Origin of the sequence: Paenibacillus sp. MMS20-IR301, from assembly GCF_032302195.1 — a bacterium.
In the GTDB taxonomy this organism is placed as follows: domain Bacteria; phylum Bacillota; class Bacilli; order Paenibacillales; family Paenibacillaceae; genus Paenibacillus_AQ.
The window spans coordinates 7,516,608-7,541,179 of sequence record NZ_CP135275.1; the positions used below are offsets into that span (position 1 = coordinate 7,516,608).

A 24,572-nucleotide genomic window follows, 5' to 3' on the forward strand; every position below is an offset into this window, starting at 1 on the left:
AAGCAGCTGGCTTATGTACGGGGGAGATTCATAAATAAACTCCAAATAACTCATTCTAAAGCATGGTACTTTTGCTGATTTTTATTTATAATAATTATTATCTGCAATTCATAAATAGTTCATAGGTTTTGTAAAAAGCCGTATTTTGATGTGATATACTTAACACAGCGTTTTTGGAACTTGTGAATGTGATACTGAGATATGCTTTTAAGCTGTAACAGTGCCTACACCAATGAATAGAGATTAGGATGGTGAACAAGCGATGCATATTGTCGTCGTTGGCCTGAATTACCGTACGGCTCCCGTAGAGGTGAGGGAACAGTTCGCTTTTGCCGAGCAGGATCTGCCTGCAGCGCTGCATCAGCTGATGCAGACGAAGAGCGTTCTGGAAGGGGTCGTCGTTGCCACCTGTAACCGGACGGAAATTTATGTGGTCGTGGACCGCCTTCATATGTGCGGTTATTTCATCCGCAGCTACATGGAGCAGTGGTTCGGTGTAAAAAGCGATGTATTTGCGCAGCATATGTATATATATGAAGACGAGCAGGCGATTGCCCACCTGATGCGTGTAACCTGTGGTCTGGATTCGATGGTGATCGGCGAGACACAGATTCTCGGCCAGGTGCGCAATGCTTTTTTGACTGCCCAGGCGGAGGGCGTGACCGGAACCTGGTTCAACCGGCTGTTCAAGCAGGCGGTGACGCTTGGCAAACGTGCGCATAGTGAGACTTCGATCGGCGAAAGCGCGGTGTCGGTCAGCTATGCGGCAGTGGAGCTGGGCAAGCGGATCTTCGGGATGTTTACCGGCAAAAGAGTGCTCATTCTCGGCGCCGGCAAAATGAGCGAGCTGACGGTGAAGCATCTGTACAGCAGCGGTGCGGCGGAGGTGATTGTCGCCAACCGGACGCTGTCCCGGGCGGTAGAGCTGGCCGAGAAATTCTCGGGCAAGCCGAGTACAATTGAAGCGGCGCTGAAGCGGCTGGACGAAGTGGATATTGTCATCAGCTCGACGGGGGCTGACGGTTATGTGCTGACGGCTGCCCAAGTGGCTGAAGGCATGAAACGCCGGCCGTCACGGCCGCTGTTCATGATTGACATCGCTGTGCCGCGTGACATTGATCCGGCGGCGGCAAGTGTGCCGGACGTGTTCCTCTATGATATCGATGATCTGGAAGGTATTGTGGAGAACAACCTGGAGATGCGCCGCAGTGAGGCGGCCAAGATTGAAGTGATGATCCGCCAGGAGATGGATGAATTCCAGCTCTGGCTGAAGACACTCGGGGTCCGGCCGGTCATCCGGGCGCTGCAGGACAAATCGAACGGCATTTATGAAGAGACGATGGATAGCCTGTTCAACAAGCTGCCGGAGCTGGATGAGCATCAGCGTAAAGTCATCCGCCGGCTGACCAAAAGTATTGTAAATCAGATGATGCATGACCCGATTAATGTAATCAAGGAGCTTTCCGGCGGTAAGCAGGGAAATGAAGCGCTCGATTACTTCACCCGGATCTTCGCGCTGCAGGAGCAGCTGGATTCCGGCCCGGAGGGCAGTGATGCTGTGCCGGCCCCAGAGGTGCCTGCTGAAGTCTCCTCCGGCGGAAAGTTTGCCGTACCGGGGACGGTGTTTGCTCCGGCCGGTCTGCTGGGCGGGTGAACAACATGCAACTGCTGAACGGAATATATGATGCCGCTCTGCTGCTATATGCCCTGAGCCTGCTGTTTGTTTTCTCGGATTGCCTTCGGCGTAATCCGGGCGGAAAGCGGCTGGGCACAGGGCTTCTTGCTGCTACAGGCCTGCTGCAGCTCGCCGGGCTGGCGGTCCGCTTCTCCCAGGAGGGCGGGCTGCCGATCTTCACGCCGTATGATTTCCTGTTCTGGTTCTCGTTTAGCATCGTAGTAACCTCACTGGCGGTGGCATTTACGCGCGGCGGCGAGTTCACGATCCTGCTGCTCAGCATGGCCGGCTTCAGCGTGTTTCTGCTGAACCGGGTATGGCTGACCGCTGAGGATCATACGCTGCAGAGCTGGAGTGCGGTGCATGGCTGGCTGGCGATGCATGTGATTTTGGCTAATTTGAGCTTTGCCGCACTGACACTGGGAACGGTATTTGCGATAATGTATCTGTTCCTGCATACGAAGCTGAAGAATAAGAAGTGGGATGACCGGGTCCGCCGGCTGCCAAGCCTGGAGACGATGGACAAATATTCCTATACCGCCATCCTGGCCGGAGTTCCGCTGCTGCTGGCTTCGCTGGTGCTGGCCGGCTTATCCATCATCGCGGAGGGCCGGACGCTGCTGTTCCAGGATCTGAAGGTGCTGACTACGCTGGCCGGCCTTGGCGTCTACATCCTCTATATCGTGCTGAAGCACTCCGGCCGCAGAAGCGGTACCGCGATGGCCCGCTGGGCTATTGCCGGCTACGGCTTCATTATCCTGAACTTTCTGCTGAATTCATGGTCGGAATTCCATGGCTGGGGCGGGGAGTAGGGGCTGCGCGGGCTCCGGTTAAGGTAATATGAGGAAGTGCTGCTGGGCTAGCGCATGCGGATGAGTAGCGCTGTGAATAACAGGCGGATAGGATAAGCGGCTGTGCTGGAGTTATGGAGGATGTTTCTGAGGATTGAGTAATATATTTAGTTTCGGGCGGAAACTCTGGGATAGTTGTATCCTGTACAACAAAAAATGATATTGCGGTCTCCATGCAGCATATAACTGTATTCTGTGCAATTAAAAATGCCTGAACAGGCTGAAACACTCTATTGCCGCCAGTTTAATTGCATGAAATACAGCTAAACGGATGACAGGCGGAATTTATGAAGATTTAGTTGTACGAAGTGCACTAAAGCTATGCTGGTTGAGCTAAAATCAAAGTGCGCCAAAGCCGTAAGTAACTACCCTGCATGATCCTCGGGGCAGCAGGAGCGTCTTACGCTGTTGCAGTGCTGGGAGTGTATAATTCAGATTAAGCGAAAGATTAAGTTCTTGCTGGAAGTGTATCTTGATGCCGGCTGGAGGTGAAGGATGAGCCGCTATTTACCGATTATGCTGGATGTGCAGGGCAAGCTTGTCGTGATGATCGGCGGCGGCGCTGTGGCGGAGCGCAAAGCGGCCCCGCTGCTGGAAGCAGGAGCTGCGCTGGTGATTGTCAGTCCCGCGCTCAGCGGGACGCTTGCCGCAGCGGCTGCGGCCGGGCGGCTGCGCTGGATCAGCCGCCCCTATGCCCCCGGAGATCTCGACGGGGCTGTTCTGGTCTATGCCGCCGCGGATGACGAGGCGGTGAATGAAGCTGTGGCAAGGGAGGCCCGGAGGCTGGGACTCCCGGTCAATGTCGCCAGCCGGGCAGAGGCGGGCAGCTTCATAACCCCCGGCATCCTCCGCCGGGGGCGCCTGACGGTTGCGGTCACCACCTCCGGTGCGGGACCGTCGGTTGCCGCGGAGATTACGCGGCAGATTGCGGGGCTGCTGGGCGAGGAATACGAGCCCTATCTCGACTTCCTGCATGAGCTGCGGACGGCAGTCAAGCGGCTGGAGCCTGCGCCAGAGCCGCGCGCCCGGCTGCTGCGAAGGCTGGGTCAGCTTGATGTGTTGAATGACATGAGACAGGGTACCTTTATACCATGGACCCCGGAAGACATCGAAGCCTGGGTGGAGAGTAACCGGGAGGAATAGCCAGGCAATTAACTTTGCCGACTGAAGCTGCAGCTTGCGTTGACTACGGTGAAACCTAAGGCTACGGCACTCCCCGGAAGGAATGCTGCAACTGTTCAGGCTGCTTCTGGAATGAATGCCGGGGCGACTGGGTGAACTTAGCACAGCATATTGTTTGATGAATGGTTTAAAGTGAACGAAGACGGAGCTTGTTGCGCGGCAGGGGAACGTATGGGCTGGTATAAGTAGCTACTTAAAGTGTTGTTTACGGAAGACGAAACGTATTAGCAGGGGAAGTTACGGTCTGGCACGAGCATTCTGCCTGCTGGTGGCTGAAATGAGTGAAATAAGGGTAAAAGTGCCCTTAATTTCAGCGAACACGGCTAAAACGAGCGAAACAAGGGTAAAAGTGCCCTTAATTTCAGCGTAAATGGCTGAAATGAGTGAAATAAGGGTAAAAGTGCCCTTAATTTCAGCGAACACGGCTAAAATGAGCGAAATAAGGGTAAAAGTGCCCTTAATTTCAGCATAAACGGCTGAAATGAGCGAAATAAGGGTAAAAGTACCCTTAATTTCAAACGTAAGCGGGGTAGAGCAGGTGACTTGAACAGGAGGAATGGTTCATGCGGAAGATTATTGTGGGGAGCAGACAGAGTGCGCTGGCGTTAACGCAGACGGGGCAGGTTATTGCTGATCTGGAGCGGCTGAGCAGCGGGCATGGTTTGGATTTTACTTTTGAAGTGCATAAGATTGTTACTAAAGGTGATCGCATTCTGGATGTTACTTTGTCCAAGGTGGGCGGCAAGGGTCTGTTCGTCAAGGAGATTGAGCAGGCTATGCTGGCCGGAGAGATCGATATGGCTGTACATAGTATGAAGGATATGCCTTCCGAACTGCCGGAGGGTTTGATTAATGGTGCGGTGCCGAAGCGCGAGGATCCGCGTGACTGCCTGATCTCCGGCGGCGGGGATGGACTTGAGGAACTGGCACAGGGAGCACGGGTTGGAACGAGCAGCCTGCGCCGTTCCAGCCAGCTGGCTGCACTCCGGCCGGACCTGATCATTGAGCCGGTGCGCGGTAATATTGACTCGCGGCTGAAGAAGTTGGAGAACGGTGAATATGATGCGATTCTGCTTGCGGCAGCAGGCTTGTCACGCATGGGGTGGCAGGACCGGGTAACCGCTTATCTGCCGCCGGAGGTTTGTCTGCCCGCTGTGGGGCAGGGGGCACTCGGCATAGAATGCCGGGAAGATGATGCAGAGCTGCGCAAGCTGCTTGCCTTGTATAACGATGAGCAGACGGCGATTACGGTCACGGCTGAGCGGACGTTCCTTGGTGCGCTGAACGGCGGATGCCAGGTGCCGATAGGTGCTTTTGCGGTGCTTACGGAAGGTAATGCTGCTGCCGGCAACAGTACTGACGGAACGGCTGCGGCACAAGAGGATATCCCGGCTACAAGCGAGAGTAAAATAGCGGGTACTGCAAGGCCGCAGATCACATTAACCGGAATGGTGGGAACACCGGATGGCTCAGTGATCTTGAAGGAGACCTGTACAGGCGAAGATCCGGTGCAGCTCGGTATGGAGGTTGCCCGTAAGCTGATTGCCAGGGGAGCGGAGAAGATTTTGGCGGATGTTAAGCACTAGTCAGCCGCAAGCCAGCAGATGTACAGAATAGCTGATGTTAAGAGTAAGCAGATATTAGGAGCAAGAGTTGCAGGGTAGCGGATGAGGTTGGACAGTGCTGTGAATGGTGACGGATAAGGTGATAAGGGGATGACGGAAATGGCGGGGAAGGTTTATCTTGTAGGAGCAGGTCCGGGAGATGCGAAGCTGATTACAGTGAAGGGTCTGGAGTGTATCCGGAAGGCTGATGTGCTGGTCTATGACCGGCTGGCCAGCCCGAGACTGCTGAAGTGGATGAAGCCTGGCGGAGAGAAAATATACGTTGGCAAGCTTCCGGACCGCCATACGATGAAGCAGGAGGCTATCAATCAACTGCTGGTCGATCTTGCGCTTGAGGGCAAGACGGTGGTGCGGCTGAAGGGCGGGGACCCGGTGATTTTTGGCCGGGTGAGTGAAGAAGCGGACCTGCTGCGGCGGCATGGCATCTATTACGAGATTGTGCCGGGTATTACCTCGGCCATCAGCGTCCCGGCCTATGCCGGCATTCCTGTAACCCACCGGGAGGTAGCCTCCTCCCTGTCGATTATTACCGGCCATGAGAGCCCGGATAAGCTGGATCATTCCATCCACTGGGATAAGGTGACCAATGCCACCGGTACCCTGGTGTTCCTGATGGGCGTTGCCAAAATCGGCTATATCAGCGCCCAGCTGATCAAGCACGGGCGTCCGCCGGAAACGCCGGTGGCGCTGGTGCGCTGGGGTACGCGTGCCGATCAGGAGACGCTGACGGGTACGCTTGCCGACATTGAGGCGAAGGTCAAGGCGGCGGATTTCCAGCCGCCGGCTGTTATCGTTGTCGGCGATGTCGTGCTGCAGCGTGAGCAGCTCATGTGGGCAGAAGCGCTGCCGCTGTTCGGCAAGCGCATTGTCGTGACGCGGGCCCGGAGCCAGGCAAGCGAGCTGGTGGAGCGGATCGAGGAGCTTGGCGGCGAACCGTATGAGTTCCCGGTCATCGAGACGGTAATGCAGCGGGATGCGGACAAGCAGGCGGAGATTGCTGCGGCGCTTGGCGGGCTTGCAGCGTATGACTGGGTGTTCTTCACCAGTCCCAACGGTGTAGACTTCTTCATGCGCCATCTGACGCAGCTGAAGGCGGATATCCGCGGATTGCACCGTGCGCGGATATGCGCGGTAGGACCGGCTACGGCTGCAGCGCTCGCGGAGCGCGGGCTGATCGCCGAAGAGCTGCCTGGGCGGTTCCAGGCAGAGGGGCTGATTGAAGCCTTTGGCGGTCAGCTGCAGCCGGGGCAGAGGGTGCTGCTCCCGCGCGGCGATCTGGCACGCGAATGGCTGCCCGGCAAGCTGAGGGAGCTGGGGCTTGCGGTGACCGAGGTGGATACTTATGAGACGGTGGCCACCGGTGAGGATGATATTGAACTCATGAAGCTGCTGGAGGAGAAACGGATTCATGCCGTGACGTTTACAAGCTCTTCAACGGTGCGGAACTTCATGGATATCCTGAAGCGGATGGGTCTGGAAGACCCGCTGGAGCTGCTGGCGGGAGTCAAGATCGCCTGTATCGGTCCGGTCACGGAACAGACTGCAGTAGAGGCCGGACTGACTCCGGGACTGCTGCCGGACGAAGCGACTATTGAAGGACTGGTTCAGGAGCTGTGCCGCTGGAACGAATCCACAAGACTTAGATAATCCTGCGGCTCAGATGACGGGATGGGCTTAGTCTCAAGCGGATAGGCTGGATTTATATACTTACTGTACAGGAGGATTTAGCAATGAGCTTTCCAATCGTTAGACACCGCCGTTTGCGCGGTACAGCCGGAATCCGGGGGATGGTGCGGGAGACTGTCCTGAACGTGCTGGACTTTATCCAGCCGATTTTTGTCACCTACGGCACCGGTGTGAAGAATGAAATTGGCTCCATGCCAGGCGTGTATCACTTCTCGCTTGATACCCTGAAAGCGGAAGTGGATGAGATTGCTGCGCTGGGGATTCCGGCGGTGCTGCTGTTCGGGATTCCCGAAACGAAGGATGCTATCGGCTCGTCGGGTTTTGCAGAGGATGGGATTGTGCAGGAGGCCACACGGCTGATCAAGCAGTGGTATCCTGAGCTGCTGGTCGTCGCTGATACCTGTCTGTGTGAATTCACCGACCACGGCCACTGCGGCATGGTACATACCCATACGGTTGATGGTGTGGTGCATGGTGACGTGATTAATGATGCTTCGCTTACGCTGCTCACCCGCACGGCGGTGTCACAGGCCCGGGCCGGAGCCGATATTATTGCGCCTTCCAACATGATGGACGGGTTCGTGCAGGCAATCCGCACCGGGCTTGATGAGAATGGCTTCGAGCATGTGCCGATCATGTCCTATTCGGTTAAGTACGCTTCCGCCTTCTACGGCCCGTTCCGTGAAGCGGCAGATTCCGCGCCCCAGTTCGGCAACCGCAAAACGTACCAGATGGACCCGGCTAATCTCCGTGAAGCGATCCGTGAGGCTGATTCGGATGTGCTGGAGGGGGCCGATATGCTGATGGTTAAGCCGGCGCTGGCCTACCTCGATGTCATCCGTACCATCCGTGACCAGTTCGACCTGCCGCTCGTAGCCTACAATGTCAGCGGTGAATATTCGATGGTCAAAGCGGCTGCGCAGCAGGGCTGGATCGATGAGCAGGCGGTTGTGCTCGAAATGCTGACCGGCATGAAGCGTGCGGGAGCCGATATTATTATTACTTATTTTGCCAAGGATGCAGCCCGCTGGCTGCGCGGCTAAGGAAAACGTCCCACCAATCCAGCAGAGCAGGAGTGAACAAGCATGAGTGATATGCCACTTAAGCGGCGGGAAGAGGCTTCCCGGGCGGCTTTTGAAGAAGCGAAGCAATATATTCCCGGCGGTGTGAACAGCCCGGTCCGGGCGTTCAAGTCTGTAGGATTAACCCCGATTTATGCCGACCGGGGCGCAGGCTCGCGCATTTATGATATTGACGGCAACAGCTTTATCGATTACGTCTGTTCCTGGGGACCGCTCATTATGGGTCATGCCCACCCTGAGGTCGTGAAGGCGCTCCAGGAGACGGCAGTCAAAGGGACAAGCTTTGGTGCGCCTACTCTTTTGGAGACGGAAATGGCCAAGACTGTAGTTGAACGTGTAGCTTCGGTAGATATCGTGCGTATGGTGAATTCGGGAACGGAAGCCACCATGAGTGCGATTCGTCTGGCCCGCGGGTACACCGGACGCAGCAAGATCCTTAAGTTCGAAGGCTCCTATCATGGTCACGCCGACAGCCTGCTGATCAAAGCCGGTTCCGGGGTGGCTACGCTGGGCTTGCCTGATAGCCCTGGTGTTCCTGAAGGAGTAGCGGTTAACACGATTACAGTGCCTTATAATGACCTGGAAGGGGTCAAAATCGCCTTTGAGCGCTACGGCAACGAGATTGCTGCTGTTATTGTCGAGCCTATTGCCGGGAATATGGGCGTTGTGCCGCCGCTTCCGGGCTTTCTGGAGGGGCTCCGCAAGGTGACTACGGGGTATGGGGCGCTGCTGATTTTTGATGAGGTGATGACCGGTTTCCGGGTAGACCGCGGATGTGCGCAAGGGCTGTTCGGCATGGACCCTGACCTGACCTGCTTCGGCAAGGTGATCGGCGGAGGACTCCCGGTAGGAGCTTATGGCGGCAAAAAAGAGATTATGGCGCAGATTGCCCCGTCCGGCCCGATCTATCAGGCTGGCACGCTCAGCGGTAATCCGCTGGCGATGGCGGCCGGCTACAGCACGCTGAAGCTGCTGACACCGGAGGTCTATGCCCGTCTGGAAACGCTGGGTGCCCGCCTTGAAGCAGGACTGAAGCGCAATGCGGAGGAGACCGGGATACCGCTTACGATTAACCGTGTGGGCTCTATGGTCTGCCCGTTCTTCACGGAAGGGCCAGTGTTCAACTTCGAAACAGCAAAGACCAGTAATCTGGAGCTGTTTAACCGTTATTTCGGCGCGATGCTTGATCAGGGCATCAGCGTTCCGCCGTCCCAGTTCGAAGGGATGTTCGTCTCTGCTGCACACAGTGAGCAGGATATAGATGATACGATTGAGGGCCATTATAATGCCCTGAAATCGCTATGACGGCCGGGCCGGAGGATCAGTCCGGCAAGCACGGCAGCGCTGAAGCTGCCCCTGGCGGGGAAGCCGGCGCAGGGGCTGCCGCTGCCAACGCTATAGGCTTTGCCGGCGGCGGCAAATGGACCCGGCGCGGGGAATGGCTTGAGGCCATGCCGGGCCGGGTCATCACCGGCGCAGCCGACCGGCAGGCAGCCATCGACCAGTGGCTGCTCGGCACAGCCGGGATGCCGGAGAAGCTGCATGCGCGGCTGCGGCGTGAGGACGGCATCCAGTGGAGGGGCGACCGGCTGCGGCTGGCGCTGTTCCCTGAGCGGGAAGCGGGAATTGAGCCGGTCTGGCAAGACTTAACTGTGCTGTACGAGGATGATTTCTGCCTCGTGGTCCACAAGCCGGCTGGGCTGGCAGTTCATCCCGACGGCAGCGGTACAGGTGTAACACTGGATCATCTTGTAGCAGCGCATTATGCTGCTTCCGGCGGCGGTACAGCTGTGCGGCATATTCACCGGCTGGATAAGGACACAACGGGTCCGGTGCTATATGCCAAGAATGAATATGCCCAGCTGGTGCTGGATGAAGATATGCGCGGCAAAAGCGTGTCCCGGCTCTACGCCGCAATTGTCGCAGGCAGCGTACCTGCCGAGCTTACGGTAATTGACGCTCCGATTGGCCGTGACCGCCATCATGCGGCGCGCAGGCGGGTCTCACCTGGAGGGCAGGCGGCGGTAACGCGGATTATAGGGCGCGAGGTCCTGCCGGGCGGCGGAACGGTGCTGAAGGTTCAGCTGGAGACGGGCCGCACGCATCAGATCCGGGTCCACCTCAGCCATGCCGGCCACCCGCTGTACGGGGACAGCCTGTACGGCGGCCCGGGCTGGGACACGGCCGGCAGTTCAGCGGGCAGCAGAGCGAATGCAGCTCCGCCGCAGCGCACTGCGGCAGGCGGGGCGAAGTCGGCGATTACGGCCTGGTTTGAAGAGCAGGAGAAGGCAGGCAACACCTTCGGGCTGCAAGGGACGCTTAAGCCGGGAGCTCCGGCGAAACTGGAGCCGGGGACGAAGCTGGAGGCCAAGGGAGAACTGAATCTAAAGCCGGGCGCTTCCGACCGGCAGGCGCTGCATGGCGAGATGCTTGTATTTGCCCATCCCTGGACCCGGAAGCCGGTCGAAGTGGCCGACCCGTGGCCCGGGGATATGCTTCGCCTGCGCGGGAAGCTGGGCGGTGAACCGCAGGAGTAACTTATCATTCGCTCCTGATACATTTCCGCTGAAACGTTCGTCTTACTGTATAAGGAGATGAGCAGCCTGTGGGACTTAATTATAAAAAGATTCTAATTGTAACTGCCGCAGTAGTATTGGCCGCCGGTATTATGCTGGCGGTGCGGCTGGAGCAGGAGTTCGGCATATTGAAGCTGGCGGACCAGTTCCGCAGCTTCAGGGTTACGGTGCATAACCAGTCAGATTATAAGCTGAATATTACTGCTGCCGGAGTGACCACAAGCGCATCGGCCCTGGCAGGAGCGGAAGCTGCAGCCAAGGACGAGCTTGGGCACACGCTAAGCAGCGGACGCACTCTCACGATCAAGCCGGAGCTGAGCTTAAGCGGCGAAGGAAGCATTTATCTGCATTATACGGATCCGCGGGAGCCGGATGAAGTAAAGACAATTGGGGTATGCTCCTACACGGAATATTTGTCGGGATCGTCCACGGTAACCATCAGCAATGACGGAATAGAGGTTGAAGAAAACTGCAGCTGATTTTACAATCGGCTGCTTTTTCTTGGCTTTCAGGCCGATTTTCTCCAGATGCCCCCTTTTATTTCCTTCCGGCAATAGATGTACCAGGTATTTACATTTTCCTAGTAACATTTGTAACAGACGAATATCCAATATATTGATAAATATAGTATGTAAGCGTTTCTTATCACTTTAACTGGGGGAATCTTTGTGAAAAAATTAACAAAACTAATGCTCGTAGCCGGCATCTCTTTGGCGGTTGTAGGAGTAGGCAACAGCGGTGCTCTTAACAACGTAACTTCTGCAGCAAGCGCACCTCTTAAGGTAGGCCGTGTAGAAGCAGCAGCTCATGGTACCAAATGCTTTACAGTAGCAGTAGCTGTAGTGCAGAACGGCGTAATCGTTGCCGCTTCGCTGGATGATTATCAATTCCTGAGCACTGATGTAGCAACTGGCGTACCAAACTCCGATAAGGACTTTGGCACAAACGGCTACAAAGACCCTGCCGTAGTTCTGGCTTCCAAGAAAGCCAATGCTAAATATTACAGCGAGCATATGGCTGAAGCAGGAGGCTCTACCGTTGCTTATGACAAAAACCTGGCTGCTATCGAGAAATTCGCTACAGGCAAAACTATCAAATCCCTGGAAATGACTGTTACCAAGAAAACCGCTGAGCAGGTAGTTGATGCAGTAAGCGGCGCTACTCTGGTAGATACCCAAGGTTATCTGAAAGCGATTGTGGAAGCTGCCAAGGCTGCGAAGTAATTGCTGTTCTAACCATAGATAAACGTGACTCCTTCACGGCTCCGGCTGTGGGGGAGTTTTTTGTCGTACAGGAAATGATATAAACTGAACAATTGTGGATAGCAGCAGAACAATAGACCAAAGTAAGCAAAATGTGCGGAATTAAGATACGTTTATCCTGATCCGGATACTTGAGAGTAGATGTCCTGCAAATATGGGTATACAGTAATAAGATGAAATATATCCTGTAACCGGAAATAGACTTGGGGGTAAGACTATGAAATGGCAGGGCAGAAGAGGCAGCAGTAACGTGGAAGACCGCAGAGGCCGCGGGGGCGGAGGCGGCAAGCTGGTTGGCGGAGGGATCACCGGGATCATTGTGATTGTGATCGTTACTCTGCTGAGCGGCGGAAATATCGGTGACATCATGGGAAATCTGACCTCCACCGGCGGCTCAGACACCAGCTCGAACGTTCCCTACGAGCAGAGTGCGCAGGAGAAGGAATTGTCCGAATTTGTATCTGTAGTTCTGGCAGATACCGAGGATGTCTGGTCCGAGATGTTCCGGGAGCAGGGAATGACCTATCAGGATCCGACACTTGTGCTGTACAGCGGAAGTGTGAATTCTGCCTGCGGAACCGCCAGCTCGGCTGTCGGACCGTTCTATTGCTCAGGCGATGCCAGGCTGTATATTGATCTCAGCTTCTATGATGAGCTGCAGCAGCAGTTCAATGCGCCGGGTGATTTCGCGATGGCTTATGTAATTGCCCATGAGGTGGGCCATCATGTCCAGACGCTGCTTGGAGCTTCCGATAAGCTGAATTCCCTGCGCCAGAGTCTCAGCGAGACCGAATTCAACCGGTATCAGGTCCGTTTCGAGCTGCAGGCGGATTACTATGCCGGGGTATGGGCGAGTCATGCCCAGGGGATGAATCTGCTGGAGGAAGGCGACCTGGAGGAGGCCTTGACTGCGGCGAGTGCGGTCGGCGACGATACGATCCAGAAGCGGGCGCAAGGTTATGTGGTGCCGGACAGCTTCACGCACGGAACCTCCGAGCAGCGTAAGCGCTGGTTCTACAAAGGGTTCAACTCCGGCACGATTGAAGGCGGAGATACCTTTAATGCGGCTGAATTGTAACAGAAGCAGTAACTTGAACTGGATCTTGTACTGGAACTGGAACTGGAACTTGTACACCTACACTACAACCACATGAGCTGAAAAGACAAGAGGGCTGTCCAACGCCGTTATACGGTGGCGGGGACAACCCTCTTTTTGCTGTGATGCAGCGCTCCCGTACCTCGTCTTCACCGTTCTAAAGCCTTATTGCGGACGAAGGTCATTGCGGTACGAGAGCCGGTTGCGGCCGAGCTTTTTGGATTCCAGCAGCAGCTGGTCTGCGCAGACATAGCCTTTTTCCATAGACGACTTCTGGCCGGGGTCCGCCTTGTAATAATAGAGTCCGAAGGAGGCGGAATACGGCACACTGATCGGCCTGTCCTCGAACTCGGCAGTTACGCTCTGATTATGGAAGCTGTCGAGAATCCCCTGAATCTGCGCCTGGCATTGCCTGAAGGATTTATTGCGGAGGAACAGGGTGAACTCTTCCCCGCCGCTGCGGAACAGGATGTCCCCCTCCTGCAGATGTTTGGTCAGCGTGCCGGCAAAATGAATAATTACACGGTCGCCGACGGCGTGATTATACGTGTCATTGATTTTTTTGAACCGGTCGATGTCCGCTACTACAATTCCGATGTACTCCCCGCTCTGGTTAAGCTCCTTCATCATCTTATCCATGTAGGCCCGGTTATAGGTCCCTGTGAGGAAATCACGGTAAGCCATCTGCTCGAACTTGTCGCGTTCATATTTGTGCTGGGCGCTTTGCGCCTTGGAGTAGAAGGACAGGCTGACGATGTAGTTGAGCAGGAAGAGGGCGACCAGCATCTCCCATTTCTCCATTTGCAGCAGCCGCAGCAGCAGGGCATTGGTCAGGGCTACCTTGCTGAAGTCCAGCAGGCTCCGGCTTCTGAACAGCAGGTTCAGCGCTTCTTTGCGTGTCTTGATGTCTCCCGTGAGTGTAACGGCGATCACCAGAAACGTAGAAGAGAGCAGCGTTGTAACACAGACAACCAGCAGGAACAGCAGCCAGTAGCCAAACGGAATTCTCCCGGCCAGCGGGGTAAGCGCGGTGTACAGATAATAAGCCGCCGAGCCGCCCAGAGTGAAGGAGCCGATGTTGTAGAAGGTATCCAGGAATTCTCCGGGATCGGCGGTGCCTGTTTTCTTTTTGTAGAAATAGATGATGAACCGGTACACGGCCTCGAACAGAAACGTGCCCAGCGGTCCGGCAAAAATCCCAAACGAAGAAGTATAGCTGATAGCGTAATCTATTGTGGAATTCCCGCTCCTGGTTACGATCCGCAGTTGAAAGTAGAAGGTGGAGAAGAGTGTATAGAGCAGCATTGCCAGTATATATGTATGGTCCAGGGCCACAGGATATTCGGGGATGAATGCTATAGCCGCCGAAGCAACGAACAGAAAAAGGTCAAATAACCTTGCTTTAGCCATAAGCGGAGTGTTCCTTTCAGTATTTATAACGATTATAACCGAAAAGATGTTTTTTGATTAAAAGTTATTTTGGAATATTTATAGATTGAAACAGATACCCGTGTCCCATAGACTTCAGCATTCATATAATAATCTGATAATACGGGGCGGCGTAGCCCGTGCACAAGTCATTTGATAAGCAGGGGAGAGGAGATAAACGTATGAAGATACTGCTGGTTACCTACTGGGGGCTGACCAATATGGGCGGAATCTGGACGTATATGAGGCAGCTGGCTGACAAGCTGAGTGAGCAGGGCCACTCCGTAACGCTGATGGGCAGTCATGCAGAGAATAATACGTTGTATTTGCTGGACCGGAATGAAGCTTTTGATAAAAAAGCCTACTATACACAGCTGCTGCCGCAGCTTGATAGTGTCCGGTTTCCGCATCTGCATCTGGAGCACGGGATATTCAGCTTTGAGCTGGGCCGTTATGTGTTTGAAGGGGGAGCGGCCGTACTGGGCCTTGAGGAGTATGATGTTATTCACGCCCAGGACCCTATTGCATCGTATGCGCTGCGGCGGATTATGCGGCGCCGGATTCCGCTGGTCACAAGTGTACACGGAGCGTTAACCCGGGAATCATTCTATGAGTACAAAGGGCTGGAGCCTGAGCTCACCCGGGAGAGGTATGAGAGCCGCCCGATCTGGAAATATTTCCGCAGGATGGAGACGCTGGGCGCAAGGTCGGCGGATAGGATTCTGGTCTCTTCCAATTGGATCGGCGGGCTGACCCGGGATCTGGGGGTGGACGGGGAGCGGATTCATACCTTGCCGTACGGAGTGAATCTGGAGCAGTATGCCGCCAGGGCGGAGGAGCCTTCTGTGCTTAAGATTAGCGGCGGGAAACGTGTCATCATGTTCGCCGGGCGGCTTGAATATATCAAAGGCGTGCATGTGCTGATCGAGGCGCTTGGAATTCTGCAAAAGCGCTGTCAGGACTGGGTCTGCGTAGTGGCCGGCATCGGCAGCCTGCTGGAGGAGCTGAAGGAGCAGGCCGTCCGGCTGGGGGTGCTGGAGCAGATCCTCTTCACCGGGAAGCTGGATAATGTTCCGGCAGCGCTTGGGGATGCGGATATTTATGTCCAGCCCTCCCTGCAGGATACACAGCCCTTCTCGGTCACTGAAGCACAGCTGGCCGGGATTGCGCCGGTTGTGGCCGGAACGGCGGGGATGCCGGAGATGGTCCGGCATGGAGAGACGGGCTGGATTGTTCCGCCCGGGGATGCCGCCCGGCTGGCCGGCCTGCTGGAAGAGCTGCTCGGCGATGAGGAGCTGAGGGTAAGGACCGGCTTCCAGGCAAGGGAATGGGCTGCGCAGCAACGCTCACTGGATGTGATGGCAGCGGGCACGCTTGCAGTGTACCGCAAGGCCATTGCGATGCAGAGCCTTGCGGAGCGCCCTGATCCTGCAGCGGGGCAGGCGGCGGTAAGCATTCCCCATGCCTTCCATCCTGCCGATGTACTGAACGGGCTGCAGCCGGGGCTGCCGCTTGCAGATACGCTCCGCCGCAGGCTGCCGCAGCATTATTCTATTCCGGATTGCCGTACGGCGCTGCCGCTCGCCTGATAAATATCCTGTCCGCAGGTTAAGCCCAAAGTTGTCATGCCTTCCTGTTTGAAGCATATACATGAGTGGAGTAACATTTTGGGCTTATGCTCTGGGCTTGTCTCAGGGATAGATTATGCCAAGAAGGAGGACATTTCCCGTGTTTGACCAGTCACACGGCTTGCGGTTTGATATCTATGAGCGGATTCATCTTTCAGAAGAGCTTCCGGGAATAGCTGAGCTGGAGGAAGTCGAACTGATTCCCGACATCAAGGTAATCCAGCGGGAGGACCGGGCGGAGCTGTACGGCCAGCTGCTGCTCACCGGGCTCTACCGGGGGGAAGATGATCGCACGCAGCGTCTGGAGCATGCGATTCCCGTTGAAATCACAGTCCCGCTGACCCGGGTCAGCTCACTTGAAGACATAGGGGTGGAGATCGAGAATTTCGATATTGACCTGCTTACGATGCGAACTGTCAATATTACAGGAGTACTCTCCCTGCGCGGAATCGGCAGCGCGGATGCACAGCCGGCCTGGCAGCAGGAGGAATATACGGTAGCCTACTCGCCCGCAGCCGGGCCGGACAGCCGTGCTCAGGAGGGCGATGTTCTTTATGAGAACTCGCTCTGGACTTATGGCGAGGGGGTGGCAGAGGTGCCTGTGGAGGAGCAGGAGTATGCGGCTCCGGCAGAAGCCGCCGGTAACCCGCTGTTCCTGGAGGGCTCTGTGTATACCCAGCCGGCGGCCTTTGTTAGCGCACAGCTGAAGGACAAGGAACCCCGGGCAAGAACACATAGCCTGGACAGTGCCGGAGCTGGAGCTTCGCCGGGAGCGGCTGCAGCCGGACAGCCATCCTACAGCCAGCCGGCTGCAGAACCGGTATCCAGCTACTTCCTGTCCGCCAGAGAGAAAGCTGAAGCGCCGCCGGTGCGGGATACATTCCAGGCTGAGCCGGTATCTGCCGCGAATTACGCGAATCCGTTTGACCGGGCGGAAGCGTCTTATATTTCTGCCCTGCCGCAGGATGAGGACCCGGGAATTCCTGCAGGCACAGCCGCCCAGCACTGGGGGAATGTTAACCTGCATGCGGTCCAGCCGGCGGAGCCGGCAGTCATTTCTGCAGCCAGTGAGGCCGCTGAGGCCATAGCCGGTAATGAAGAACTGCCTGAAGTGCCGGAAGAGATTCAGGCAGCAGAGAATGTGAGTCTTGAGGCAGAAGAAGTTCTGCCGCTCCAGGAGGAGAAGCAGGATCTCAAGATTGGCCTGGGCAGCAAGCAAGAGCCGGGAGCAATAGGACAGGAGCCGCTGACCTTCTCGTCCCTGCTCAGCTCAAGCCGTGCCAACAAGGAGCTGGAGGTTCAGAATTCCGAGAGGAATGCCCCGAAGGAAGCCGCCATTCCTGAGCCCGGCAATGATACCGAATGGAAAAGCCGGTTCATCGGCGGCCTTAGCGGAGCGGAGCTGTTCCGCAAAGTGCGGCTCTGCATTGTGCAGCGTGAGGAAACACTGGATACGATCGCTGAGAAATATCAGCTCAGTGCAAGAGAGCTGTCTATGTACAACCGGCTCTCCGGGCAGAGTGTTGAAGAAGGCCAGGTTCTGTATATTCCCTGAGACAGAATATAGTAGGCAGCCCCCGCTTCCGGCGGGGGCTGTTTGTTTGAAGAAATGGCTGTGATGTCAGCTGATACGGCTTTTCTGTGCCGGCTGCCTTCAGGCAGGGCGTCTGCCGGTCAGACCGTTTGAAAACGGTTCAGGACGGGTTAATGGTCACTATCGACTCTAAATACATGCGTTGTTCAGACAGCTTCGTGTCGGTGTACCCTAATTGTGGAAGGATGAGATATCAATGAGGAAAAAAGTGACGGCAGCCGCGATCCTACTGGGCGCGGTAATGACGGCATCGGCCGGCTATGCCGCAGGCAATTTGCAGGAGATCCGGGCGTCGCTGAATCACAAGCTGGCGATTATCGTGAACGGTCAAGCCTATTCGCTCAAAGACGGAAACGGCAAACCGCTTGCCCCGATCACATACAACGGCATAACTTATCTGCCTATCCGCTCAGTCGGTGAAGCGGTGAATACCTCCGTCACCTACGATGCTCAGAACAGCCGCGTTATTATCGGCAGCTCTTCATCCTCCGGGACAACTTCCGGGGCCTCCCCGGCAGGAACGGCCGCAGCAGCGGTGCAGCGTCCGAAGAGTCTGCCGGCTGACTTCCCGCTCCCCTCTGACGCCAAGGTATTTGATCTGATCGAAGGCGCTGTGACCGGTACGCCGTCCGCGACATTCAGCTATTCGACGAAGCAGGACCTGGAGACGCTCGGCAATACGTATAAGGAATATTTTGCGCAGAAGGGTGCTGTCAGCAAATCAGAGGAGATATCTGCGGCAGCTTTCACCATTATTGATGCCGGAAGCACGTTTTCCGTTACGCTGGATGCCGCTCCGGGAACGGGCAGCAGCCAGAGCTATAATATCGTCGACGTGATCTGGAGCGGGAAGTAAGCGGTACTGCGGCGGGACGGTGTTTCATCCGCTGCGGTATAAACACAGCGATTTGTGCGTATGCTGGTTGACTAGGAATAGCACTAAATGTATTATTGAACTAAGTATTAACTACAATAAAGACTGGGAACGGGAAGAGTAGGCGGTCAGCCCTTCAGAGAGCGGAATGGTAGTTGCTGTGAACTTCCGCAGGATGCAGCCCCCGAAGTCGCCCCGGAGTCGCCCTTCTGAGCTTGTTTTTCCTATGGGGAGCAGGTTAGGATGGGCCGGACGCAGCCGTTATCTGCATGAGTGTCGCGCTGGGCTTCAGGGACCCGTAAGGGAGCCGGAGTGGAGGTGACGGAGACTGTCCTTAGCAGGACGGTGCAGCCGTTGTCACCCTGTTAGCGCGAAACAAAGGTGGTACCGCGAAAGAATGGCCTTTCGTCCTTTGAGACGAAGGGTCTTTTTGTATTTCCAGAAACTCACAGAATACAAAAAACATCTCATTATTATCTAATGGAGGGTTCACAATGGCTGATAACAACAACACAGCAGAGAAGCTGCCGGACCAGCTGGAAGCGGCGGAAGGCACCGCAGCTGCGGGTCACAAGCAAAGCGATATGCCGACCACCTATGATCCGGGAGCGGCAGAGAAGAAATGGTACGCCTATTGGATGGAGAACGGTTTCTTTGAAGCCGGCAAACGCCCGGATGCCGAGGCTTACAGCATCGTAATCCCGCCGCCGAACGTAACGGGAATGCTGCACATCGGACATGCGCTGGATTTCACCCTGCAGGATGTGCTGATCCGCACCAAGCGGATGCAGGGCTTCGATACACTGTGGCTGCCGGGCACAGACCATGCCGGAATTGCTACGCAGACCAAGGTGGAGCAGAAGCTGCGCCAGCAGGGCATTTCCCGTCATGATCTGGGACGCGAGAAATTCCTGGAGCAGGTATGGGCCTGGAAGGAACAGTACGCGGAAACCATTCATGAGCAGTGGGCCAAAATGGGTCTGTCGCTGGATTACTCGCGTGAGCGTTTTACCCTGGATGAAGGCATGTCCGCCGGCGTACGCCAGGTGTTCATCCAGCTGTATCAGAAGGGCCTGATCTACCGCGGCAAACGTATTATTAACTGGGACCCTGCTGCCCGTACGGCGCTGTCGGATATCGAGGTTGAATATAAGGAAGTGAACGGCCATCTGTACCACCTGCGTTATCCGCTTAAGGACGGCAGCGGCTACATCACTGTAGCTACAACCCGGCCGGAAACGATGCTGGGCGATACAGCGGTAGCGGTGCACCCTAAGGATGAGCGTTACAAGGATATGATCGGCAAGACGCTGATTCTGCCGATTACCGGCCGGGAGATTCCGGTTATTGCCGATGATTATGTGGATAAGGAGTTCGGCAGCGGTGCGGTGAAGATTACACCGGCCCATGATCCTAACGACTTTGAGATGGGCATGCGCCATAATCTCCCGCAGATTAATGTGATGGATGAAGGCGGCGTTATGAATGAGGAAGCCGGCATCTATCAGGGGCTGGACCGCAGTGACTGCCGCAAGGCGATTGTTGCCGACCTGAAGGAGCAGGGCGTGCTGGTGTCGATCGAGGATCATGTGCATCAGGTTGGGCACAGTGAACGTTCGGGAGCTGTAGTTGAGCCGTACCTGTCCACCCAATGGTTCGTGAAGATGCAGCCGCTGGCTGAAGCGGCTATCGCTGCGCAGAAGGATGGCAACGGTGTTAATTTCGTACCTGACCGCTTCGAGAAGACTTACCTGAACTGGATCGAGAATGTCCGCGACTGGTGTATTTCCCGCCAATTGTGGTGGGGCCACCGGATCCCGGCCTGGTATTCTGAGTCTACCGGTGAGATTGTAGTGGCGAATGATGAAGAGGAAGCACGCCGGATCAGCGGCCTGACGGACCTGAAGCAGGATGAGGATGTCCTGGATACCTGGTTCAGCTCGAACCTCTGGCCGTTCGCGACACTGGGCTGGCCTGACGAGAGCAGCAGCGACTATCAGCGCTACTATCCGAATAATGTGCTGGTTACCGGCTACGATATTATTTACTTCTGGGTAGCCCGGATGATCTTCTCGGCACTGGAATTCACCGGGCAGAAGCCGTTCTCCGATGTGCTGATGCATGGCCTGGTACGGGATGCGGAAGGCCGCAAAATGTCCAAATCCCTCGGCAACGGGATCGATCCGCTGGATGTTATTGAGCAGTACGGTGCAGATGCTATGCGCTACATGATTACTACAGGCAGCACAGCCGGCCAGGATCTGCGGTTCCGGATGGAAAAGGTAGAGCAGGCGCGCAATTTCGCCAACAAGATCTGGAACGCTTCCCGGTTCGCACTCATGAATCTCGAAGGCGTATCCTTTGAAGATATTGATATTACAGGTGAGCTCAGTACAGCCGACCGCTGGATTCTGCACCGCCTGAACGAAACTTCCCGCGACATTACGCGTCTAATGGACTCGTACGAGTTCGGCGAAACCGGCCGCCTGCTGTACAACTTCATCTGGGATGACCTGTGCGACTGGTATATTGAATTCGCCAAGCTTTCACTGTATGGAACGGACACTGCCGCCAAAGCCAAGACACAATCCGTTCTGGCCTATGTGCTTGACCGTACACTGCGCCTGATTCATCCGTTCATGCCGTTCATTACAGAGGAGATCTGGCAGCATCTGCCGCATCAGGGCGAGACGATTACGCTGGCTGAATGGCCGAAGTACGACACCGCGCTTGAGAATCCGCAGGCTGTAGCGGAAATGAATCTGCTGATGGATGTAATCCGTGCGGTTCGGAATATCCGTGCGGAAGTGAACGTGCCGATGAGCAAGAAGGTCGAGCTGATCATCAAGGCCGGCAGTGAAGAGACCTTAAGCATTATTTCCCGCAATGACAATTACATCGGGCGCTTCTGCAACACCTCCTCCTTCGAAGCGGGCCTTGCGCCGCAGACTCCGGATAAGGTAATGTCTGCTGTGGTTACCGGAGCCGAGCTGCTGCTGCCGCTGTCGGGGCTGATTGATATTGATCAGGAGATTGCCCGTCTGGAAAAAGAAGTGCAGACCCTGAACAGCGAAGTTGAGCGTGTGGAGAAGAAGCTCAGCAACCAGGGCTTTGTTGCCAAGGCACCGGCCAAAGTCATCGAAGAGGAGCGGGCGAAGCAGGCGGACTATTCCGATAGACGCGATAAGGTGCTGGCCCGCATCGCAGAGCTGAGAGGATAAGAGACATGGAAGAGATCACCCGGAGCGGCAGTGCCGCTCCCTTAAATTCTTATACTGAAGCGGTAGCATGGATCAACAGCCTGATCCCCTTTGGCATCCGGCCGGGGCTGGAGCGGATAGAGCTCCTGATGGAACGGCTTGGACATCCGCACCGCAGGCTTAAGTTTATTCATGTGGCGGGGACGAACGGCAAAGGGTCAACCTGTGCCTTTCTGACCCGGGTGCTCATTCAGAGCGGTTATACGGTGGGGACTTTTACTTCACCCTATATTACGAAATTCACGAACCGCTTCCAGTATAACGGAACGGATATTCCCGAGGAGACCCTGCTTGCACTCGCGAATAAGCTGCTTCCGCTCGTTCAGGAGATGGCTGCCGGGGAGCTCGGCTCACCGACGATGTTCGAGGTGTCGACTGCGCTGGCCATCCTCTATTACGGGGAAGTCTGTTATCCGGATGTAGTCGTATGGGAGACTGGTCTTGGGGGAAGGCTGGATGTAACGAACATCGTTACTCCGGTGGTGTCGGTCATTACCAATGTCGGGCATGATCATACCGATGTACTCGGCGATACACTGGAGCTGATCGCGGGTGAGAAGGCCGGAATTATTAAGCCGGGCGTTCCTGCGGTCAGCTGTGTAAGCCAGCCGGAGGCGGTTGCTGTGCTGAAGGCCAAAGCCGCGTCTACCCGTTCTACACTCTACTTGGCAGGAGAAGATTTCAGCTACAGCGGTGTAGAGCAGAAGGACGGCTGCCAGCATTTCACCTTCAAGGGCCCGTTCCGCAGCCTTGCGCTTGATATCGCTATGAGAGGCGAGCATCAGCTGGAGAATGCAGCCGGGGCCATGATGGTGCTTGAGGTGCTCCGGCAGTATATGGCTTTCATGCTGGAGGACGAAGATGTGCTGGAGGGCTTCCGCAGCACTTTCTGGGCCGGAAGGCTGGAGGAAGTAAGCACTTCGCCGCGAATTATTCTGGACGGGGCGCATAATCCGGAAGGTGCAGAGAGCCTGGCCAGGAGCCTGCCGCAGTTCCAGCCTTACGGTAAATTAAATTTGCTCATGGGGATGCTGGCAAATAAGCATCACGAGCCGTATCTCAAGCATATACTGCCTATAGTGGATACGCTCATCCTGACCGAACCGGATTTCCGGAAGAAAATGGACGCGGAAGCTCTGCAGGCTATCGCAGAATCTCTGCGGAATAAATATGCCAAGGAAAACTTGGAAATCATAGTAGAACGTAATTGGGGCCAAGCGCTAGAGCTGCTGAAGAGGATCACAGCGGATGATGACCTTGCCGTCGTATCCGGAACGCTGTATTTGATTTCTGATGTGCGCAGTACGCTTTTACGGCAACCCGATTCTGAAAAAGGCTGGTGACGAACTGTTGGATACTACTGAACGCGTGCATTTTATAGGGATCGGCGGCTACGGTATGAGCGCGATTGCCCGGGTGATGCTGGAGATGGGATATACAGTTACAGGCTCTGATGTAGCTGCCCAAGAGTTAACGGAGAAATTGATTGCCAAAGGCGCCAAGGTCTATATCGGACATACGGCGGAGCAGGTCAAAGGCGCAGACCTGGTCGTATATTCTACAGCGCTGGCTTCAGACAATGTAGAGTGGGTAGAGGCAGAACGGCTGAAAATCCCTGTGCTGCACCGTTCGCAGATGCTTGCCCGGCTGCTGAATGAGCGCAAAGGCGTAGCTGTCGCCGGTGCGCACGGCAAGACTACAACCTCTTCAATGATCGCTCTGGTCATGGAAGAGTGCGGTGTGGACCCTACCTATATCATTGGCGGGGAGATTATGAATGTCGGCACGAACGCCAAGGCAGGACAAGGGGAGTATGTTGTTGCTGAAGCGGATGAAAGCGACGGTTCTTTCCTGCAGTACCATCCCTGGCTGGGGATTGTTACGAATATTGAAGCAGACCATCTGGAGAATTACGGCGGCGACTTCGGCCGGCTGAAGGAAGCTTATGTGCAGTTTATGAATCAGCTGCGTGAAGACGGAACGGCCATTGTGTGTGCGGATGATGAGAATGTGAAATCGCTGCTGCCGCAAGTGACCGGGAAGGTGATCACCTACGGAATTCATTCCGCGACTGCGGACTACACGGCAACGGATATCGTTCTGGGCGACCGTCAGGTGTCCTATACCATGAATCACGGAACGGAGGTTCTGGGCCGTATTGAGCTGTCGATTCCGGGACAATACAATTTGTATAATTCGATGGCGGCAGTCATCTCCTGCCTGAAATCTGGAATTGCCTTTGAGGAGATTGCTGCGGCGATCGTGAAATTCCATGGAGCAAAGCGGCGCTTCCAGGTGCTCGGAGAGGTGGATGAGATTCTCGTCATTGATGACTATGCTCATCACCCTACGGAGATCCAGGCAACGATCAGTGCGGCGAAGGCCACCGGTAAACGGATTATTGCAGTATTCCAGCCGCAGCGCTATACACGGACCTTCTTCCTGCTTGATGCGTTCAGCCGTGCATTCAGTGAAGCGGATGAAGTAATTATCACGGACATCTACTCGCCTGCCGGCGAGAAGCAGATAGAGGGCGTTACCTCCGCCAGACTGGTGGAGCTGATTGTGCAGAACAGCAATGCGGGAGCGAGACATCTGCCGACCAAGGAAGCTGTGCTGGCAGACCTGCAGGGCCGCATTGCCCCTGGCGATCTGGTCATTACCATGGGGGCCGGCGATATCTGGAAGGTCGGATATGCGCTGGCGGACAGCCTCAAGAACCGTTAAGCAAGCCTGGTAAGTTATTCTTGGCC

Annotated in this window: 17 protein-coding genes, 1 pseudogene and 1 other annotated feature; of the genes and pseudogenes, 17 read left to right on the forward strand and 1 reads right to left on the reverse strand. The window is 55.6% G+C overall.

The window, feature by feature from the left end:
• Positions 1-262: 262 nt before the first annotated feature.
• The 11 genes and pseudogenes from hemA (at position 263) to LOS79_RS32350 (ending at position 13,017) form a co-directional block, all read left to right on the forward strand.
• On the forward strand, positions 263-1,654 hold the full coding sequence (gene hemA / locus LOS79_RS32300; RefSeq protein WP_315415159.1) for a glutamyl-tRNA reductase: 1,392 nt from the start codon (positions 263-265) through the stop codon (positions 1,652-1,654).
• A 5-nt stretch (positions 1,655-1,659) separates the two neighbouring features.
• Entirely contained in the window at positions 1,660-2,487 is an 828-nt protein-coding gene (ccsA, locus tag LOS79_RS32305) for a cytochrome c biogenesis protein CcsA (RefSeq protein ID WP_315415160.1), read from the forward strand.
• Between the two features lie 534 nt (positions 2,488-3,021).
• Positions 3,022-3,669 (forward strand): precorrin-2 dehydrogenase/sirohydrochlorin ferrochelatase family protein, encoded by a 648-nt coding sequence (locus LOS79_RS32310; RefSeq protein ID WP_315415162.1) that lies wholly within the window; start codon positions 3,022-3,024, stop codon positions 3,667-3,669.
• 602 nt (positions 3,670-4,271) lie between these two features.
• Positions 4,272-5,294 (forward strand): hydroxymethylbilane synthase, encoded by a 1,023-nt coding sequence (gene hemC, locus LOS79_RS32315; protein ID WP_315415164.1) that lies wholly within the window; start codon positions 4,272-4,274, stop codon positions 5,292-5,294.
• A 138-nt stretch (positions 5,295-5,432) separates the two neighbouring features.
• Positions 5,433-6,980 carry a uroporphyrinogen-III C-methyltransferase gene (gene cobA, locus LOS79_RS32320; protein WP_315415166.1) on the forward strand — a complete coding sequence of 516 codons (1,548 nt, stop codon included), beginning with the start codon at positions 5,433-5,435 and terminating at the stop codon, positions 6,978-6,980.
• A gap of 83 nt (positions 6,981-7,063) precedes the next feature.
• On the forward strand, positions 7,064-8,062 hold the full coding sequence (hemB, locus tag LOS79_RS32325; protein ID WP_315415167.1) for a porphobilinogen synthase: 999 nt from the start codon (positions 7,064-7,066) through the stop codon (positions 8,060-8,062).
• Positions 8,063-8,104: 42 nt separating this feature from the next.
• On the forward strand, positions 8,105-9,406 hold the full coding sequence (hemL, locus tag LOS79_RS32330; protein ID WP_315415168.1) for a glutamate-1-semialdehyde 2,1-aminomutase: 1,302 nt from the start codon (positions 8,105-8,107) through the stop codon (positions 9,404-9,406).
• A 146-nt stretch (positions 9,407-9,552) separates the two neighbouring features.
• Positions 9,553-10,281 (forward strand): annotated as a pseudogene (locus tag LOS79_RS32335) (RluA family pseudouridine synthase); the annotation flags it as partial.
• A gap of 425 nt (positions 10,282-10,706) precedes the next feature.
• Positions 10,707-11,156, forward strand: coding sequence for a hypothetical protein (locus LOS79_RS32340; RefSeq protein ID WP_315415170.1), 450 nt, complete (start codon positions 10,707-10,709; stop codon positions 11,154-11,156).
• A gap of 189 nt (positions 11,157-11,345) precedes the next feature.
• Positions 11,346-11,900 carry a hypothetical protein gene (locus tag LOS79_RS32345; RefSeq protein ID WP_315415172.1) on the forward strand — a complete coding sequence of 185 codons (555 nt, stop codon included), beginning with the start codon at positions 11,346-11,348 and terminating at the stop codon, positions 11,898-11,900.
• Positions 11,901-12,156: 256 nt separating this feature from the next.
• Entirely contained in the window at positions 12,157-13,017 is an 861-nt protein-coding gene (locus tag LOS79_RS32350) for a KPN_02809 family neutral zinc metallopeptidase (RefSeq protein WP_315415174.1), read from the forward strand.
• Positions 13,018-13,200: 183 nt separating this feature from the next.
• Here LOS79_RS32350 and LOS79_RS32355 read toward each other — a convergent pair whose 3' ends face one another.
• Positions 13,201-14,445 carry a GGDEF domain-containing protein gene (locus tag LOS79_RS32355; RefSeq protein ID WP_315415176.1) on the reverse strand — a complete coding sequence of 415 codons (1,245 nt, stop codon included), beginning with the start codon at positions 14,443-14,445 and terminating at the stop codon, positions 13,201-13,203.
• Positions 14,446-14,645: 200 nt separating this feature from the next.
• Here LOS79_RS32355 and LOS79_RS32360 point away from each other — a divergent pair, with 200 nt between their 5' ends.
• The 6 genes from LOS79_RS32360 to murC all read left to right on the forward strand — a co-directional run bounded on the left by LOS79_RS32360 (position 14,646) and on the right by murC (position 24,546).
• A complete protein-coding gene (locus LOS79_RS32360) occupies positions 14,646-16,052 on the forward strand; it encodes a glycosyltransferase family 4 protein (protein ID WP_315415178.1) in 1,407 nt (468 codons plus the stop codon).
• 139 nt (positions 16,053-16,191) lie between these two features.
• Positions 16,192-17,646, forward strand: a complete 1,455-nt coding sequence (locus tag LOS79_RS32365) for a LysM peptidoglycan-binding domain-containing protein (RefSeq protein WP_315415179.1) — start codon at positions 16,192-16,194, stop codon at positions 17,644-17,646.
• A gap of 235 nt (positions 17,647-17,881) precedes the next feature.
• Positions 17,882-18,541, forward strand: a complete 660-nt coding sequence (locus tag LOS79_RS32370; protein ID WP_315415181.1) for a stalk domain-containing protein — start codon at positions 17,882-17,884, stop codon at positions 18,539-18,541.
• 116 nt (positions 18,542-18,657) lie between these two features.
• Positions 18,658-18,975 (forward strand) — a binding site (T-box leader).
• A gap of 168 nt (positions 18,976-19,143) precedes the next feature.
• On the forward strand, positions 19,144-21,780 hold the full coding sequence (locus tag LOS79_RS32375) for a valine--tRNA ligase (protein ID WP_315422563.1): 2,637 nt from the start codon (positions 19,144-19,146) through the stop codon (positions 21,778-21,780).
• A gap of 5 nt (positions 21,781-21,785) precedes the next feature.
• Positions 21,786-23,162, forward strand: coding sequence for a bifunctional folylpolyglutamate synthase/dihydrofolate synthase (locus LOS79_RS32380; RefSeq protein WP_315415182.1), 1,377 nt, complete (start codon positions 21,786-21,788; stop codon positions 23,160-23,162).
• 7 nt (positions 23,163-23,169) lie between these two features.
• Positions 23,170-24,546: a UDP-N-acetylmuramate--L-alanine ligase gene (gene murC / locus LOS79_RS32385; RefSeq protein ID WP_315415184.1), complete on the forward strand. Its 1,377-nt coding sequence runs from the start codon at positions 23,170-23,172 to the stop codon at positions 24,544-24,546.
• Positions 24,547-24,572: the final 26 nt, after the last annotated feature.